Source organism: Motilibacter peucedani, assembly GCF_003634695.1.
GTDB lineage: Bacteria > Actinomycetota > Actinomycetes > Motilibacterales > Motilibacteraceae > Motilibacter > Motilibacter peucedani.
In genome coordinates this window covers 1-17,180 of sequence record NZ_RBWV01000003.1, presented here as the reverse complement: position 1 = coordinate 17,180, position 17,180 = coordinate 1, and the positions used below count along the sequence as shown (strand labels likewise).

At 71.3% G+C, this 17,180-nt stretch carries 14 protein-coding genes; 12 read left to right on the top strand and 2 right to left on the bottom strand.

The window, feature by feature from the left end; all coding sequences use genetic code 11:
• Nucleotides 1-248: 248 nt before the first annotated feature.
• The 11 genes from CLV35_RS19610 (at nt 249) to CLV35_RS01055 (ending at nt 13,306) form a co-directional block, all read left to right on the top strand.
• The gene (locus CLV35_RS19610) at nt 249-734 is read left to right on the top strand and encodes a hypothetical protein (protein WP_147431831.1); all 486 of its coding nucleotides are present in this window, start codon (nt 249-251) and stop codon (nt 732-734) included.
• A gap of 56 nt (nt 735-790) precedes the next feature.
• Complete coding sequence (locus CLV35_RS19800) at nt 791-1,993, top strand: hypothetical protein (RefSeq protein WP_183061565.1); 1,203 nt, start codon at nt 791-793, stop codon at nt 1,991-1,993.
• A gap of 109 nt (nt 1,994-2,102) precedes the next feature.
• Entirely contained in the window at nt 2,103-3,782 is a 1,680-nt protein-coding gene (locus CLV35_RS01085; RefSeq protein ID WP_121191590.1) for an SCO6880 family protein, read from the top strand.
• Between the two features lie 300 nt (nt 3,783-4,082).
• Nucleotides 4,083-5,531 (top strand): hypothetical protein, encoded by a 1,449-nt coding sequence (locus CLV35_RS01080; protein WP_231121284.1) that lies wholly within the window; start codon nt 4,083-4,085, stop codon nt 5,529-5,531.
• Entirely contained in the window at nt 5,531-7,435 is a 1,905-nt protein-coding gene (locus CLV35_RS20280; RefSeq protein WP_121191589.1) for a type IV secretory system conjugative DNA transfer family protein, read from the top strand. Before CLV35_RS01080 ends, CLV35_RS20280 begins: the two co-directional genes overlap by 1 nt.
• Nucleotides 7,432-7,995, top strand: coding sequence for a DUF4913 domain-containing protein (locus tag CLV35_RS01070; protein ID WP_231121282.1), 564 nt, complete (start codon nt 7,432-7,434; stop codon nt 7,993-7,995). The genes CLV35_RS20280 and CLV35_RS01070 overlap by 4 nt, the downstream gene beginning before the upstream one ends.
• 63 nt (nt 7,996-8,058) lie before the next feature.
• On the top strand, nt 8,059-9,693 hold the full coding sequence (locus tag CLV35_RS01065) for a hypothetical protein (protein ID WP_121191588.1): 1,635 nt from the start codon (nt 8,059-8,061) through the stop codon (nt 9,691-9,693).
• A gap of 192 nt (nt 9,694-9,885) precedes the next feature.
• Complete coding sequence (locus CLV35_RS19795; protein WP_183061564.1) at nt 9,886-10,050, top strand: hypothetical protein; 165 nt, start codon at nt 9,886-9,888, stop codon at nt 10,048-10,050.
• Nucleotides 10,050-12,404, top strand: a complete 2,355-nt coding sequence (locus CLV35_RS01060; protein WP_121191587.1) for an ArdC-like ssDNA-binding domain-containing protein — start codon at nt 10,050-10,052, stop codon at nt 12,402-12,404. Before CLV35_RS19795 ends, CLV35_RS01060 begins: the two co-directional genes overlap by 1 nt.
• A gap of 81 nt (nt 12,405-12,485) precedes the next feature.
• Nucleotides 12,486-12,659, top strand: a complete 174-nt coding sequence (locus CLV35_RS19790; protein ID WP_183061563.1) for a hypothetical protein — start codon at nt 12,486-12,488, stop codon at nt 12,657-12,659.
• Between the two features lie 17 nt (nt 12,660-12,676).
• A complete protein-coding gene (locus CLV35_RS01055; RefSeq protein WP_121191619.1) occupies nt 12,677-13,306 on the top strand; it encodes a uracil-DNA glycosylase in 630 nt (209 codons plus the stop codon).
• A gap of 657 nt (nt 13,307-13,963) precedes the next feature.
• Here CLV35_RS01055 and CLV35_RS01050 read toward each other — a convergent pair.
• Together CLV35_RS01050 and CLV35_RS01045 are read right to left on the bottom strand one after the other, a co-directional pair.
• On the bottom strand, nt 13,964-14,545 hold the full coding sequence (locus CLV35_RS01050; RefSeq protein ID WP_183061562.1) for a hypothetical protein: 582 nt from the start codon (nt 14,543-14,545) through the stop codon (nt 13,964-13,966).
• A 292-nt stretch (nt 14,546-14,837) separates the two neighbouring features.
• Nucleotides 14,838-15,524, bottom strand: a complete 687-nt coding sequence (locus tag CLV35_RS01045; protein WP_147431830.1) for a hypothetical protein — start codon at nt 15,522-15,524, stop codon at nt 14,838-14,840.
• A gap of 706 nt (nt 15,525-16,230) precedes the next feature.
• Here CLV35_RS01045 and CLV35_RS01040 point away from each other — a divergent pair.
• Nucleotides 16,231-17,001, top strand: coding sequence for a hypothetical protein (locus tag CLV35_RS01040; RefSeq protein WP_121191584.1), 771 nt, complete (start codon nt 16,231-16,233; stop codon nt 16,999-17,001).
• Nucleotides 17,002-17,180: the final 179 nt, after the last annotated feature.

Below are 17,180 nucleotides of genomic sequence, written 5' to 3'. Positions count from 1 at the left end.
AGGAGGACAGCGTGGAGTCGAGTCGGGCGCGGGCCGGTGTCGTGGTGGCAGGAATCGTCGTGGCGTTGATCGTGGCGCTCGGTGTTGTCCTCGCTGTGGTGACGCACGGACACGGGGCTGGGGAGCCGGGACAAGCGGCTCCCCAGCCCTCCGCGTCGGTAGCGACGCGGTCCTCGCAGTCTGCCTCGCCCACGCCGTCCGCACCCGCCCCGCTGGACACGACGGTGCCAACCGCTGCGCCGCGTGGCGTGACCTGGTCGCTGTTCCAGGGCGTCGCTCTGCCCAGCAGCGCGACCGATGGCCCGAGCCGCATCAACGGCCCGGTCTACGCCGGCTACAGCCGCACACCCACCGGTGCACTGCTCTCGGCGAGCAATCTCGTCTTCCGCTACCTCATCACCCCAGGTGAGGGGTGGCGGCAGGTCGTGGAGCAGCAGGTTCTTGCTGGAGCCGGCCGCGACAGGTTCGTGCAGTTGCGTGCGAAGGCGACGGCGGACGACCCCTCGGGCACCTTTGGCCAGATCGCTGGCTTCCAGTTCGTCACCTACTCGCCGGACCTCGCGGTCGTCGAGCTGGTGAGCCGCTTTAGCAACGGCACGATGCACGTGTCCACCAACACCGTCAGGTGGGTGGACGGCGACTGGAGGCTCGAACTTCAGCCCGACGGAAGCACGACGCCCAATGTGCAGCCGGTCGCCAGCCTCAGCGGCTTCATCCCATGGGGAGGTGTCTAGTGAGCCTCTGCGATGTGCCTGTTGCAGGAGCAGTCTGCGGTGCCGCTGGCGATGCAGTGTCGAAGGCGGCTGGCAGCGCCTTCGACGCGGCGGCTCAGCGGATCGCCGATGGGTTCGCGAAGGCGACGCAGTTCGCGCTGACGTTCTGGACTGACGTCGACCTGCCCACTGTGAGCAAGTCCTCGGGTCCGGTGCATGATCTGCAGGCGTCGACGCACTGGTACACCGTGGCTCTGGCGGTGCTGTGCATTATGGTCGCCGGGCTGAGGATGGCCTACTCCGGTGACCATCGGCACGGCTACCAGGCGGTGCGTGGCACGCTGACGTGGGTGCTGACCGCGGGGGCCGGCGTAGCGGCGATCAACGCCCTGGGCACGGCGTCCGACAAGTTCTCCTCCTACATCCTCGACAACGCCGCAGGCGGGCACCTCGGCGAGCGGATCGCCCTGATGGCCGGCATCACGTCGGCGGCGGGTGGCCCGAACGGCATGGGCCCCGGGCTGGTGATGCTCGTCGGGTTCGTCGGCATCCTGGCCTCGCTGGTGCAGATGATGCTCATGCTGACTCGCGTCGGCATGCTCACCATCGTGGCCGGCGTCCTGCCGCTGGCGGCCGCGGGCTCGGGCACCGAGTCAGGCAAGGCGTGGTTCAACCGGCTGGTGTCCTGGACGGTCGCCTACCTGCTCTACAAGCCGGCTGCGGCGATCGTCTACGCCGCCGCGTTCTTCATGATCGGGGACGGCTCGACGACGTTCCAGGTCCTCGTCGGCATGTTCATGATGATGCTGTCCATCCTGGCCCTGCCCGCGCTGATGCGCCTGGTCACTCCAGCGGTCGCGGCCGCCACGTCGCACGGCGGCGGCGGGGCCCTGGCTGCGGCCGGGATGGCCGCAGTCACCGGCGCGCGGATGCTGGCCGACCACAAGTCGTCCTCGAGCTCGTCGACCAGCAAGACCGGAAGCCACCAGCCCGGCCTGGTCGGAACGGGAAGCCCGACCGGAGCCGGCCACGCGGGCAGCCCCACCGTGATGACGGCCAGCCAGGGCAAGAACGGGTCCTTCAACGTCACCGACCTCGGCGGCAAGGCCGGCTCTGCCGGAGCCGGGGCTCGCGCCGGAGCATCCGGGGCCGCGAAAGCTGGTGCTGGCGCGGCGACCGCAGGTGCGGCGACCGCAGCCGACTACGGCATGCAGGCGGCCTCCGCGGTGCGCAACACCGCTTCCGGGGCTACGAACTCCTCCGTCGACCTAGGCGTCTAGGCCGACCCGACAAGCCCTCCCCGACGGGGGCACGACTCATCCAGCTCCTCGGCCGGGCGCGTGACGCCCGCTCGTGGCCCTCGCGCGCCCTGAAAGAGGTCCTCCTGCCATGACCACCACCACAACCGGCACCGAAAACCCCGTCCGCACCTACGGCAACTGGGCAGTGCCGGTGTCCCCGGGCCTGTTCGGGCTCGGCACCCTCGGCACCGTCCTGATCTTCGTCGGGCTCGCTGCCACGGTGCTGGTGCAACTGGGCCGCGGGTGGGTGTGGGCCGGTGTCGTTCTGGTGCTGTTCCTGCTCGTCATCGGTGGCATCGCCAAGAAGAACCGGGCGGGGCGCAACGTGTGGCAGACCTCGACGACGCGGGTGGCGTGGTGGCGTGGGAAGCGCAAGCGTCAGCACCTCTACCTCGCTGGCACGGTCGCACCGGTCGCGTTCGGTGCCGCCAGGCTCCCGGGCCTGCTGGCCCGCTCCGAGCTGTTCCTCGCGCAGAGCTCCACGGGGGAGCACTTCGCGCTGCTCTCGATGCCCTCGGCCCGGCACTACGCGGTGGTGCTGCGCTGCGAGCCCGAGGGCTCCCAGCTGGTCGACCAAGACACCGTCGACACCTGGGTGGCGCTGTTCGGCCGGTTCCTCGCCGACCTCGCCCACGAGCCGGGTCTCGAGGCGTGCTCGGTGACGGTAGAGACGGCTCCCGATCCTGGCACCCGGTTGGCGGCGGAGATTCACCGGCAGATCGACCCGTCCTCGCCGGCGCTGGCGCAGGCCATGCTCCGCGAGGCCGCGGCCACGTTCCCGTCCGGCTCCGCCTCCGTGCGCGCGTGGGTGACCCTGACCTTCACCGCCCGTCGCTCCGCGACCGTCGAGGACGAGACGCCGCTGCGCAAGGGGCGCCGGGCGAAGGTGTCCAAGGACGCGCAGGCGGTCCTCGACCTCACGGCACTGGAGCGCGGTCATGACCCGGCTGCGGGCACCGATGACGAGGACCTGCCCTCGATGCTGCCCGCTCCGGCGGCGAAGCCGAAGGGCGTACGGACGGCGCGGGAGATGGCCGAGCAGATCGGGCAGCGCCTCCCGGGCCTGGTCGCGCAGCTGCGCGGCACGGGCGCCGGCGCGGTGCGGGCGATGACCCCGACCGAACTCGCGGAGACCGTACGGGTCGCTTACGACCCGGCCGCCGCGCTCGCGCTGGAGCAGGCGCACGCCGCCGGTGAGGACTCAGGAGTCACGTGGGAGACCGCGGGGCCGATGGCGCAGGTCGAGTCGTGGGGGGCGCTGCGCCACGAGTCCGCAGCCTCGATCACCTGGGCGGCGATCAGCCCCCCGGCCGGTGCCGTGCAGTCCTCGGTCCTCGGGCGGCTGCTCGCCCCGCACCCCGGCCTGTCGCGCAAGCGCGTCACGTTCGTCTACCGGCCCTTCGACCCGGCGACCGCCGCCCGGATCGCCGACGAAGCCGTCAAGACCGCGAACACCGTGGCCACTGCTCGCCGCGGGCAGCCGGGCGCCGCCGACACCCTCGCCCTGAGCGCTGCGCGCCAGACGGCCGCGGAGCAGGCCGCCGGCGCCGGTCTCGTGCGGCAGGCGGTCCTGGTGACCGCGACCGTAGACGACCCCGCCCAGCTCCCGGCCGCCGCGGAGGCGGTTGACCAGCTCGGCGGCGCGTCGCGACTGCGTCTGCGCCGCTGCTACGGCTCCCAGGCCGCCTCGTTCGCCGCCGCCCTCGGCGTCGGTGTCGTGCTCCCCAAGCACGTCGTCATGCCCGACGTGTTCCGCAACGCCCTCTAACCCGTCAACGACTCAGGAGCAGCGATGCGCACGTTCCGCCGGAGTTCCCGGGCCGCTCGCCGGTCCGCAGCGCAGGCGCCCGGGTTGATTCCGACCGACGCCACAGTCCCCGCCCCACGCGACGGCGACGGCAGCCCGCCGGCGGGGCGGCGGTCACGGCGGACGGCAGCGTCCGAGGCGGCCGCGAACAAAGCCGCCGGGAAGCCCAAGCCGGCTCAGGGGGCGGCCCAGCTGCCGCGGCTCACCTCACGCGGCTTCGCCGGGCCGGGGCACGGCCGCGTCTCCTACGTGGAGGCACCGGTGGAGTGGCGTGGTTCCACGACGCAGGTGTGCGGGCTCTACCCGTTCGTCATCGGCGGCGGGGCCCCGAACGTCGGGGTGCCGCTCGGCCCGTCGCTGCTGACCGGCGCGACGGTGTGCTGCGACCCGATCTCGTGGTTCCAGCGCGCCAAGCTGATCCTCAACCCCAGCATGTTCGTCCTCGGGCTCCCGGCGCTGGGCAAGTCGACGCTGGTGCGTCGGCTGGTTCTCGGCCTGTCCGGGCAGGGCGTCGTCCCGCTCGTGCTCGGGGACCTCAAGCCGGACTACGCAGACCTCGTGGGCGCGATCGGCGGGCAGATCATTCGGCTGGGCCGCGGTCTCGGCTCGCTCAACGTCCTCGACGCCGGCGCGCTCGACGACGCCGCCGCCCAGCTCGACGCCGCCGGACTACACGAGCGCGCGACCCGGCTGCGGGAGGAAGCCCACGGCCGCCGGCTCAACATGGTCGACGCACTCATCGTGCTCGTCCGCGGGTCGGCCACCACCGACACCGAGCGCACCGTGCTCTCCGCCGCGCTGCGCCTGCTCGCCGAGCGCCGCCACCAGGCCAGCATCGCCGCCGGGGCAGTGGCCTCGGCGCCGCTGCTCGGTGACCTCGTCGCCCTGCTCGAGGAAGCGCCCGCCGAGGTGCGGCTCCCGACGCTGGACCGCGGCGACCGGGAACGCTACGACGGCGTGGTCGACCCGCTGCAGCGCTCCCTGCTCGCGCTGATCGACGGCCCGCTGGGCGGCATCTTCGCCCGCCCGACCAGCGAACGTCTCCGCCTCGATGCGACCGCCGTCTGCGTCGACGTCTCGGGCATCTCCTCCAACGACCACGCCCTGCAGGCCGCGGTCCTGCTGGCGTGCTGGAACGAGGGCTTCGGCTCGGTGGAGGCCGCGAACGAGCTCGCGGACGCCGGCGTCGCGCCGCAGCGCCGGTTCTTCATCGTGCTCGACGAGCTGTGGCGGGTGCTGCGCTCCGGTGAGGGCATGGTCGACAAGGTCGACTCCCTCACCCGCCTGAACCGGCAGGAGGGCGTCGGGCAGGCCATGATCTCGCACTCCATGGCCGACCTGCGGGCGCTCAAGAACGAGGAGGACCGGGCCAAGGCCCGCGGGTTCGTCGAGCGCTCCGGTCTCGTCATCGTCGGCGGGCTGCCGCCGGCGGAGCTGACCGAGCTGCGCGAGGTCCTCGCCTTCACCGCCGCGGAGGCCGCGCAGGTCACCTCCTGGTCGACCCCGCCGGGCTGGGATGAGAACGACGCCCCGCCCGGGCGCGGGAAGTTCCTCATCAAGGTCGGGCAGCGCCCCGGCATTCCGGTGCGCGTCACTTTGACTGCCGCGGAGCAGGCGTCCAACGTCCACAACACCAACAAGCGCTGGACGATCGACCTCACCAAGGCCGAGCAGGCCGCAGCCGCTAGCGGCTTTGGGGGTGGGCGCTGATGGCCGCGACCCCGACCCGCACGGTCGCCCCGGCGGGCGCCGGCGCTGGCGTCGCCGGCACCTGGCTGTTTCTCGGCGCGTTCGGGCTGCAGGTCGCCGCGTCCGTTGCGCTGTGGGTCGCCGGCGGCGTCCTCGAGGCTCTCTGGGCGCACCACCACGGGCACACCAACTCATGGCCGGGCAGCTGGAACCCCGGCCCGTTCTCCCTATTGCTCGCCCTCGACATGGCCCGCCACTCCGCGCAGCACTTCGCGACGCAGTGGCCGCACACCGACCCGGCCCACCTCTACTCCGTGGCCGGCGCTGTGCTGGTCGTTCTGGTGGTGCCGGTCGCCTTCGTCGTGAGCGGCTTCGTGCGCGGGTCGCGCCGCCCCGCCGACCCGGGCCGACTCATGGCCCGCGGCGCCGACGTCGAACACCTCACCCGCCTGCACCTGGCCCGCCAGGTCCCGCGGCTGCGCCCGTCGCTGGCCGGGGTGAAGCTCAAAGACCTGTCCGGGTCGCTGGTCGGCTGGCAGCTCGGACGCCTGCAGCCCGGCGCAGGACTGCTGCGCGGCTCCTGGGAAGACGTCGCGCTCGCATTCATGGCCCCGCGCTCGGGCAAGACGACCGCCTTCGCGATCCCCCAGCTCCTCGAAGCGCCCGGCGCGGTGGTCGCCACCTCCAACAAGCCGGACCTGCTCGCCGCCACCGCCGAACTCCGCGCCAAGCAGACCGGGGAGCGGGTGTGGGTGTTCGACCCGCAGTCCATCGGCCGGGTCGTGCAGACCTGGTGGTGGAACCCGCTGCGCGCGGTGATCAACGTCGAGGAAGCCGACCGGCTCGCCGGTCACTTCGTCGGCACCGTCGAGGACGGCACCAAGCGCGATATCTGGGGCCCCGCCGGCCGGGAGCTGCTCTCGGGGCTGCTGCTCGCCGCCGCGGTGTCGGGCGGCACGATGCGCGACGTCTACCGCTGGGTCAACGACGAGACCTCACCTCTGCCGGCGCAGCTGCTGCGGGAGGCCGGCTACCCGGTCATCGCGAGTGCCCTGGACGCTACCCGGCACCGCGCGGAGGAGACCCGCACCAGCGTGTTCTTCACCGCGCAGACCGCGGTGTCCTGCCTGCGCAACGACGCGATCATGGCGTGGGTCAACCCGCCCGCCGCGGGTTCGGAGATCGAGGAGTTCCACGCCTCGACGCTGCCCGGGTCCCGGCAGACGCTCTACCTGCTGTCCAAGGACGGCGGCGGCTCCGCCGCCCCCCTGGTCACGGCGCTGACAGACCGGGTGCTGCGCGAGGCGGTGCAGGCCGCGGAACGCTCCCGCGGCGGGCGCCTCGACGCACCGCTGCTCGCGCTGCTCGACGAGGCCGCGAACATCTGCCGCATCGGGGACCTTCCCCAGCTCTACAGCCACTTCGGCAGCCGCGGCATCATCCCCATCACGATCCTGCAGTCCTACCCGCAGGGCGTCGGGGTGTGGGGCGAGTCCGGCATGAAGGCGCTGTTCGGCGCGGCGACCATCAAGGTGATCGGCTCCGGCACCGACGACCCAGCCTTCGCCGAAGACATCTCCCGCCTGGTCGGCGACTGCGACGTCGAGGTCATCTCCGTGTCCTCCGGCGACGGGACGCGCTCCCGCTCCCGCTCGGTGCAGCAGCGCCGCATCCTCTCGGCTGCCGAGATCCGCGCCCTGCCCAAGGGCCGGGTCATCGTGCTGTCCACCGGCTCGAAGCCGGCGCTGCTGCACTCCGCGCCCTGGTACTCCGGCCCGCGCAAGGACGAGATCACCGCAGCGCTCGCGCGCAGCAACACCGAGATCGAGGCGGCGTCTCTGGAAGGTCGGCAGGCGCGCATCCCCGACCCGGCCTGGCACGCGCGCAGTGTCGGTGCCACGACGACCGCGGGCGCGTCGTCGTGAGCGCCGACGTGCCGGAGGTCGTGCTCGACGACGAGGAGCCCGAGCGCCGAGCGCCGACCACCCTGGAGGAGGCCGGGAACCGGCTCGTCGTCGTCGAGCAGTGGCTCAGCGACGTCGACGACCTCGTGGGTGACCTGCTGCAGCGCCAGCCCGCCGCTCCAGCTGCTGGGGTGCCACCGCGGGAGCCGGTCGCGCCCAGGGATGAGTGGGTGCCGCTGTTCGGCTCGCTGGCCGAGTTCGTCGAGGGCTTCTTCGTCGTCGCGTTTGCCCGAACCCTGGGTGGTCCGTCCGGCATGTGGTGCGCGCAGTGGTGGGACCACGCCGAGGCGATCATGCGCCTGGAGGCGCTGTGGCGGACGTTCGAGGCCGCCCGCCTCGACCCTGACAAGGGCATGGCGACCTGGTTCGCGCACCACCTGGACCACCACCTCCCTGTGCTGCTGTCCAGCTCGGGCCCGTTCGGCCAGTGCCGGCCCGACGAGCACCGCCCGCCACCGCCGCTGCCTTCGCTGCCGGCCCCGGAGGGCTGGTGGGAGCCCATGACCCACACCTACAGCTGACCCGACACCGGCTGCCTGACTCTGCCATCCCGACACCCGAGCTCGACCCTGCAGGAGGACCCGATGAGCGTGCCCACCCACGAGCAGCACGAGGACCCGATCGCCCACGCCAGCAACAAGGTCGTGCAGTGGGTGAGCGTCGCGACGATGGCCGCGGAAGCCCTCGCCCAGATCGCGGCGTCCCGAGAGCGTCTGCGGGCTGCCGCCGACGAGCGCGCCGCCGGTGTTGCCCGCGCGGAGATGGCTGCCCGGCAGGCACAGGCGACCGCGACGTGGGCGCCGCTGCTCGACCCGCGGACCCGGGAGACCGTGACCCTGCAGGAGACCGGGCACATCTGGGCGACCGCGCAGGGCTGGCGGCCCCAGCCCGAGGCCGAGCGCGTCTCCGGCCTCGCCGAGGACCGGCTGCGGACCCTGCGCCCGGACGTGATGGAGCGCTACGACCGGCTCCGCGCCGACGGGGCGACCCCCGTCGACGCCATGCGCCGCGTGGCGCCCTACTTCGACCAGCCCGCCACCCGCGTCTGGGAAGGCCAGCCCGGGCAGCGCCGAGGAGCGCTGAACGAGACCGCGGGCGGTGTTGAGACCGCGGCCGCGGTGGCGATTGTCGCGGCCGTCGACGCCGCCGAGCAGACCCGACCGGGCTCGGCCGGCGGCGGGCCAGCGGTCCTCGCCGCGCCCGCCGGAGCGACGGCGAGCGTTCCCACCCTCGCTGAGGTCGCCGGGCAGTCGAACGTCCTGCAGTACCTGCAACTCAAGGACTACGGCCTGCCGCCTCGTGACGCGCTGCACGCCGCGGTCGGCTCGGCCCTGTCCTGGGAGGCGTACGCCGGCTACGCAGACGCCCGCCAGCGTGGCGTTCCGGCCGCGGCCGCAGCCGAGCAGACCGCAGCCGTTCTTGGCGCCACCGGCCGGATCGACGCGCACCGCCCCGACCTGCCCGAGGTCTACAGCCGGGCCCTCGCCGCCGCCACCGGCAGCGACACGAACCGTCGGGAAGAGGCGATCGAGGCCACCGTCGAGCACTTCCTCACCCACCCGACCTCGCCGCAGGAGCGGGTCGAGGGGTTCCCCGAGCTCTACGACCGCGCAGCCGAGCGCGCCCGCGCCGGGGCAGACCTTCTTGTGACTCCCCTCGAGCCGGCCACGCCGGAGGACTACCGGCAGGTCGAGAACCGGCTGCGCGGGCAGGTGCGGGACCTGCTCACTGAGCAGCCCGCACCTCAGCGGGCAGCGGCCGGGCAGCTGGCCGCCGGCGTGGACCAGGTCCCCACCCAGCAGCAGGGAGCCGCCGCTCAGCTGCAGGACCTCGCGGCGGCCCGCGGCCGCGACGCCGCGGTGCACACGGCAGCCGCCATCACCGACGAGACAACGGTCGACAACCCGGCCACGGTCCGCGTCGACGAGCACAGGCAAGGTGTAGCCAGGGCGGTGCCGGAGCGGGTCGCCGCCGCGGTCGATGGCGGCCAGGCGCGCGCGGCCCGTGCCGACGGTGCCACCGCCGCCGAGCTCTCCGCCCTCGCCTACCCCGAGCCGATGAACGCCGCTGGCGCGGCCGCCGCCCGCGCCGGCATCACCGGCGCCCCTTCCCCGGTCCTGGAGCAGGGCGCAGCAGCCGCCACCCGCACGGCATCTGCACCGGCGACCGCGGCCGCGCCGGTCACCGCACCGCAGCAGCGCAAGGGCCCGCGACGGTGACCACCGACCTAGACCCTGCCTGCGAGAGCCCGCCGCTGCCCGCGACTCCCGCCGAGGACGCTCCAGGGTCCACCGCAACGGCACCCGCTCTCGCCGCTGCCGCTTATCCGGTGCCGCTGCTCGATCTGGCGGCCGCGCCCTCGCTCGACCGCACCGAACCGACCGCCACCCGCACCCGCTCCGGAGGAACCGATGGCCACCCCCACGCTGCCCGTTGACGCCGGGGCCGTACTCGCCGACCTGCAGCAGCAGCTCGACGAGCTCCGCCGCACCGTCACCGCCCAGCAGGACACGATCGACCAGCTGGTCGCCGCACAGCGCCGGGCCCCCGGAGCCCGCGACTTCGGGCGGCGGTGATGGCCGCCACCAAGCGGCGGCCGGTATCGGCCGCAGAGCAGGCCAAGAGGGAGCAGGCACGCGAGGAGAAGCTCGCGGACCTGCACGACACACTCGCCGCCCAGGTCCGGTCCCTCTCCACGGGCTCGGACTGGAAGCGCTGGCTCGATACCGCCGCCAAGTTTCCGACGTACTCGTTCAACAACCAGCTGCTCATCGCGGCGCAGAAGCCCGACGCAACCGCCGTCGCCGGCTACCGCGCCTGGCAGGCACTCGGACGCCAAGTCACCAAGGGCGAGAAGGGCCTAGCGATCTTGGCCCCCGTCGTCCGCCGCAGCCGTGACGGCGAGACAGGGGAGCAGCCGACCCCGGCGGATAGGGACGCTAGTGCGGCTAGCACCCCTAGCGTTGATAGCAGCGGCAGTGACGCCGAGCGGCGCACCGGCCAGATCGTCGGCTTCCGCCCGACCTACGTGTGGGACGTCTCCCAGACCACCGGCGAACCGCTGCCCGAGCCACCACGACCCCAGCTGCTCGAAGGCGCAGCGCCCGACGGCCTGTGGGACGCGCTCGCCTCCCTCGCCGCCGACCGGAGCTTCACCGTGAGCCGCGGGGACACGACGCCGGCGAACGGCTACACCGACTTCGCGGCCGACGAGGTCGTCATCCGCGCCGACGTCGATGACGCTCAGGCCGTCAAGACCCTCGCGCATGAGCTGGGCCACGTCCTGCTTCACGATCCCCGGCATGGCGCGGGCAGCGAGCACGGCGAGCCCGGCCGTGCGCATGGCCGCCCGGAGCAGGAGGTCGAGGCTGAGTCCGTCGCCTACCTCGTCGCCGCCGCTCACGGCCTGCCGACCGAGGACTACACCTTCGCCTACGTCGCTGGCTGGGCCGCCGGCCGCGACGCCACCGACCCTGAGCAGGTCGTCCGCGACACCGCCCGTCGGGTGCTGTCCGCCGCGACCACCGTGCTGGCCGTCACCCAGCCTGAGCAGGCCGAGACCCTCGACTCCGACCTCGTCGAGCACGTCGCCGCCAGCACCACCGCCACGGTCGACCTGCGCGAATGGGCCGAGGCCACCCGCGCGGCCCTGCACGAGCAGCCAGCGGCCGGCCCCACCTCACTGAGCTCCGGCTACGGCACCGACCGGGCGGTCCTGCTCACGATCCACGCGCACGCCGAGGTCTTCTACATGGAGCGGATGCTGCACGAGCTCCAGCAGCCAACCTCCGCCGTCGCGGACCACGTCCACGCCCGCGGGCTGCCCGCCGAGGTCCTCGCCGGCTACGGGGTCGGCTACGCGCCCGCCACCTGGACCAGCCTCACCGACCACCTGCGCCAGCTCGGCTACAGCGACGAACAGCTCCTCGACTCCGGCCTCGGCCTGCGCACCAACCGCGGCACCGTCGTCGACCGGTTCCGCAACCGGGTCATGTTCCCCGTGCACGACGTCGCCACGGCAGGGACACCGGACGCAGCAGGCCGGGTCATCGCCTTCATCGGCCGATCCCTCGAGCCCGACGCCGGCAAGGACGGCGCCGCCCCGAAGTACCTCAACTCCCCACAGACGGCGCTCTACCGCAAGAGCGAGCACCTCTACGGCCTCGGCGCCCCCGCCGTCTCTGCTGCGCTCGACCAGGGCGCCATCCCAGTCATCACCGAGGGGCCGTGGGACGCGCTCGCCGTCACCGCCGCCGGCGAAGGCCGGCACGTCGGCGTCGCGCCCGGTGGCACCGCGCTCACCGCCGAGCACGTCGCGCAGCTCGACGCCCGCCTCTCGCTCGCTGACAGGGGAGTGGTGACCGCCTTCGACGAGGACGCCGCCGGCGCGGCCGCATCGCTCGCCGCCTACCCCCTCCTCCGCGCTGTAGATGCGTGGCCGACCTACGCGCCCGGGCTACCCGGCGCGGACCCCTCCACCCTGTATGCGGAGTACGGGTCCGACGTCCTGCAGCAGTCCCTCGAAGCGGCCGCGGCGCGCCCCCTCGCCAATCGGGTCACCGACGCGCACCTGCAGGGATGGGACCTGGGCACCGCCGAGGGGACCGTCGCCGCCACCCGTGCCCTGGCCCGCGAGCTGGCAGCGATGCCGCTCGAGCGCGCGGCGCAGCAGATGGCCCGCGCCACCACGCTGCATGGGCTGCTGCCGGCCACGGTGTTCGAGGCGTACCGCGAGGCTGCTGACGAGCGCGGGGGAGCGTCCCCTCGGGGGCGAGCCGAGCCCGCGGCAGCGGGCGTGACGTCACCGGTGGCTCTCGCCGCGGCAGCCTTTCCCGCCGCGGCTGGTGCCGGCGCTCGGGCCGGTCAGCTGGACGAGCCCCGGATCGCGACGACGAAGCGCCAGCCGCAGGGGCGGTCGGTGCGGCTGTAGGCGTGCGGACTCCTCCAACCGCGGCGGTGGTGGTCGTCGTCCCAGGCGTTTGTGTCTGACCCGTGCTGCAGAGTGTCGCGTGTGGACTCCGAACTCGTGACCTTGGAGCACCGGATCGCGGTGCTCGCGGACGCCTGGGACACCGACCGCTCCGACGCCGCCTTGCATGACCGACTTGTCGCTGCCCTTCGACTGCGCCGCGATCTTCTGCAGCCGACGCTGCTCGAGCTTCCGAGCGCCCGCCGTGGCATATGACGACCGACCACCGACTCATGGCGAGAGCTGAGTTCCGCCAAGCTCAAGAACGCGACCGCTACGCCCCGCACGTCCGCCCGGTCAACGAGCTCGTCGACCGGCTCCGCGACCGAGACGGCCGCGGGTGGATGCCGCATGTCGCCCCCTGGCACGGGGGAGTGGAGGCCCGCGTCCTGTCCGTGCTTCGCGATCCCGGACGAGCGACCCAGGACGGGGTTGGTTCTGGCTTCCTGTGCATCGAGAACGACGACCCGACCGCAGAACGGCAGGCCCTCGCCTTCGCCCAGGCTGGGATCGAACCGCGAGACGTCACGCCATGGAACGCCTACCCCTGGTTCAAGGAGTCTCAGACACCGCCGACCGGCGCCGAGCTCAACGCCGGCGTCGACCCGCTGCTCGAGCTGCTCGATCTCATGCCTCACGTACAGGTCGTGCTGTTGCAAGGGAAGGAGGCTCAATCCAGTTGGAGCCGCGCTGTGCGACGTCGCCCGAGCCTTCGAGACGTCGCCCGGTCCGGCGCGCTCACCGTCATCCCGACCTACCACCCCGCCCGTGGAGCACTGCGCCATCCGGACCCCGAGGAACGGGAGCGGCGGCAGACGCACCGAGACGAGGCGTACCGGGCCGCCGCAGAGGCGCTGCTGTAGACCCCCAGGCCGGAAAGGTCTGTCGTGGGCTGCTCAGACCACGCACAAATCGGCCGATGCTGCTGCGGTGAGTGAGCACCTGGCTGAGGCGGTAGAGGCAGCCGCGCGCATGCTGCCTACTACTGTCCCAGCCGGGCGGCCAGTACCAGGTGGCTCGGGCCATGCTGCGGGCGGCGCAGCCGCACCTCGACCGACACTTCGGTGGTCGTCCGTACGAGTGTCTGGTGGACGAGTTGCGCGCGTTGCACCGCCCGCTGGGGGCAGACGCTGATGGGCTGCAGGTCTGTCAGGAGTGTCAGTACAGCTGGCCTTGCGCCACTGCACGCCTAGTTGACTGCTAGACAGGCGCAGTTTCCGCTGCTTGCACTGCCCGCTTGGTCAGAAGAGCTGTCGTCGCACAGCGCGCAGTGACACCCCGCCCGGCGTGGTGCCTTACGTTCGCTGCTTGCGCGCAGACGTTGCCGCGCCCCCTGTCGGCGGCATGAGCCGTAGGCAAGGCTCAGGGCCTGGACGGTCGAGCCTCCGGACTGTGCTCGACATGGCTTCCGTTTCGTCCCGCGTCCTTGAGGCGCCAACGCAGCTCGCCGACACTCTGCTGAAGATCCTTCAGTCGCACCGCTGTGTCCGCCGATGACGCCGGGACGAGACTCGGCCCCGTCAGGCGCTTGCTGCGGCGCGTATGCCGGCGGCCAGTAAGCCGTACGGAATGGGCTCCCCGGCCAGAGCTTTCACTCGGTTGAGGCCGAGTGAACTCTGACCAGTGGCCGCGACGTGCGCCTGGGAGAGGACCCAAAAGGACCACTGCGCGACGTCTAGCGCGGCATACGAGCCGTGGTCGCTCGCGTGCATCAGGGCGAACACGTAAACGTCGGCGTTGTAGGTGGAGCTGGGGGTGTAGCGCCGCTCTTGGGGTGACCACGTACGTGCTCGTAGGCCCCCGAAGCTGACCGCCGACAGCGTGCGCTGTTCCCACGTCTGCAGGTAGGCGCCTGCCTTAACTTCGACAGCGATGCCGTCGGTCGTCCGGACATCACAGCTGTCCCACTCGACATGCGGGAACCCGGTGGCATCGAGTGCTCGCGATACGAGAAACTCAGCCAGTTTGGATCGGGCCGTGTTCGAGCGCAGGTCTGACAACGACCACGCCCAGAAATCGCGGACGGTGCAGCCCACACCAGCTAGAGGCTCGTCACCAGAGAGAGTTGTGGCTTGGGGTGGGCGTGGAACTTCGCTGATCACGTGAGCAGGATCCTGTCTGAGATCCCTCGGCGGCAAACAGAGCCCGCCCCGGCAAGGCCTGGCAGCCCTGAGGACTGCGGCAGGTCCGGCGCGATCAGCACCGTCTATGGCCGCCCCCGGGCGCACTCCGCCACCCGGATCCGAGGGACGAGCGCAACGATAGGCCTGCCGCGACTGGGTGTACCGAGCGTCGCTGCTGCAACGCAGCTACCCGTCGCCAGGCACACATGCCGACGCAAGTCGGTGATCTACATGGGCGCGGCGATACTCCAGTCAGAGAAACAGCGGCCGCTTAGAAGTGCTGCACCTTGAGTCCTGTGCCGGGAGCTTGTTGCAGCACCACTGGGACAAGTGATCGGTCGTCCACCCATACACTGACCGGCACGCTCACAAACTTGATGGCGTTGATGATGTCTTCGTACTGCCGCAGGTTGACGCGGTCATGTACAGGCTCGTGGTGGCCGACTCGATTGCGTAGCCGACGGAGTCTGCTCAGCATCTTGTACAGCCCGTCGCGGCCGCGCCGGTTGTTGGGGAACGCTTGCTGCAAGGCTGGGCGCCACAGATCTCGCTCAAAGCCCGGCCCGAGCAGCCCTACCCAGAATCCGAACTCGAGCGCCGCGACTGTGTCGCCCGGCACCGGGTCACGCCCCCCGTTCCTACAGACCCTGTCGACGTCCAACTCCGCCTTCTCCAGACTCCTGTCCTGCCAGTCCTCGAAGGTGACGGCGTCCGACTCCCACCAATCGGGGCGTCCCAAGTGCCTGGTCAGTTGCTCATGCATGGCGTTCCGAATGACCACCTCAAGCAGGTGCAACGGGCCGAGGAGGGCGCCTGCAAGCCTCATGTTGTAGACGTAGACGTCGAGCGACGAGAGGGCCGCGCCAGGCGCTCCCGCCGCCGCGGTCTGGTAGCTGCCCATGCGCGCCTCGGACAACAGCCTGTCAAGATCCTTCTGCTGCTCCGAGCTGGTGGCCAACTCATCTCGTGGCTTCATTGGTTGGACACCTCCCTTGACGGCATGTAACGTAGTGGTGTTCGTGCATGTGGACTCCCCAGCCATCCGGGTCCCGCGTGCCTAATGTGGATGGCCACATGAGGGGTCTGACCTAGCGGTCGGACCCCTTAAGTGCGTCTGGACCCAGATGCATGGACCGTCGCCCGGCCGGCCCGGCCAGGATGAGCGCCCTCGGTTACTGCCGACCAGCACGAGGATCGACTGGTGCTAGCCGGCGCTCGCGGAGTCGCAGGCTTGGGCCTCCTCAGGCAAGAGGGCCCCTCGCCCGAAGGCGAGGGGCCTACCTGGCCATCACGCCGAGGCGGGACAGATAGCGAGTAATGGGTCCCCATCTGCCCGCCTCATGAGGAGCTTCGGCCAGGGATCCGACGCGTCCTCACGTGATGAGCATCTGCAGAGTCGCACGTGACCCGTTGCTTGTCAAGGGCATACTGGTGTCCTCGCTCGACAGCGAGGCCCACGCCCTGGAGGCTCCATGCAGCGTACACGCGCTTAGCGTTGCGTGGCCATGCTTCGGAGCGGTCATACCCATGGCCTGTGGCGGTGCTACCCTTTGTCCGTGGCGGAGACTAGGAATGACCTAAGTGATGACCAGGGACAGCGGGTGGCACAGCCAGTTTCTTCTCCGCCTGAAAACACTGGCGACCGGGTCAGGACTTCGATCGAGGTGGCTCGCGAACTGAAGGAGCGGGTCAACCGCCCTGCTGCGCAGGTCAGGGCCGCGTTCCTGGACCAGAACGACCCAAACGGCCCGCCGCCGCCCATGGCGCAGCTCGTCCGCGGCGGACGAGGAGGCGAAGTCAAACTCAAGATCGCTCTCTCACTGCTTTGGGTGGCCGTTGGCGAGCCGCATGACGTCGTAGCGGCGGCGAGAGCCTGGGCGATGCTCATCGGACTGCCCGACCCCGGAGGACGGGGAGCGCAGCGCGTCAACGCGGCTATCCGGCAGCTGGCTAAGTTGAAGTTGATCAAGGTGGAGGCGAAGGTCGGAGGCCCGCCGCGGATCCTCCTCCTTGAAGACTCAGCGAGCGGGCTGCCGTACACGCTTCCGGGCCAGCGGATCGTGGAGTTGAAGCAGAAGGGCGACGACTTCGGCCGTCACCGGTACTTCAAGGTGCCGAGCGAGCTGTGGACTCAAGGCTGGATCGCAACTCTCGGGGGACCAGCGCTCGCGATGCTGTTGATCCTTCTCTCCCGCGCCTCCGGCCGCCAGCAGGAGGCCATTTGGTTCTCTCCGGGGATCGCCGACGCTCATTACAGACTGTCCGAGGAGACGCGGAGACGCGGACTAGACAGCCTGCGCGCGCTGGGCCTGGTCACCGTCAGCCGTCGCCCCTTGACTACTTCGCTCCTCGCTGCCCCACGCCGGCGCAACGTCTACACGTTGAGGGAGGACGTCCTATTTGACACGGCTCCTTCAGTCAAACGGGACGTCTAGAGGAGGAGCTTTCAGCGCGCTTGTACAAGCACCCTCAGGCCTCAGCGGATCTACCACTGCTCGGCCGCCGATAACGTTGCTTACGTCAACCAGAACGTCCGCTATTGCATCTGATGCATGATCGCGTCGCTCCCCCTGCGGTCGCCAGAGTAGAGGTGGTGTCGGTGGCCGCGACCTGC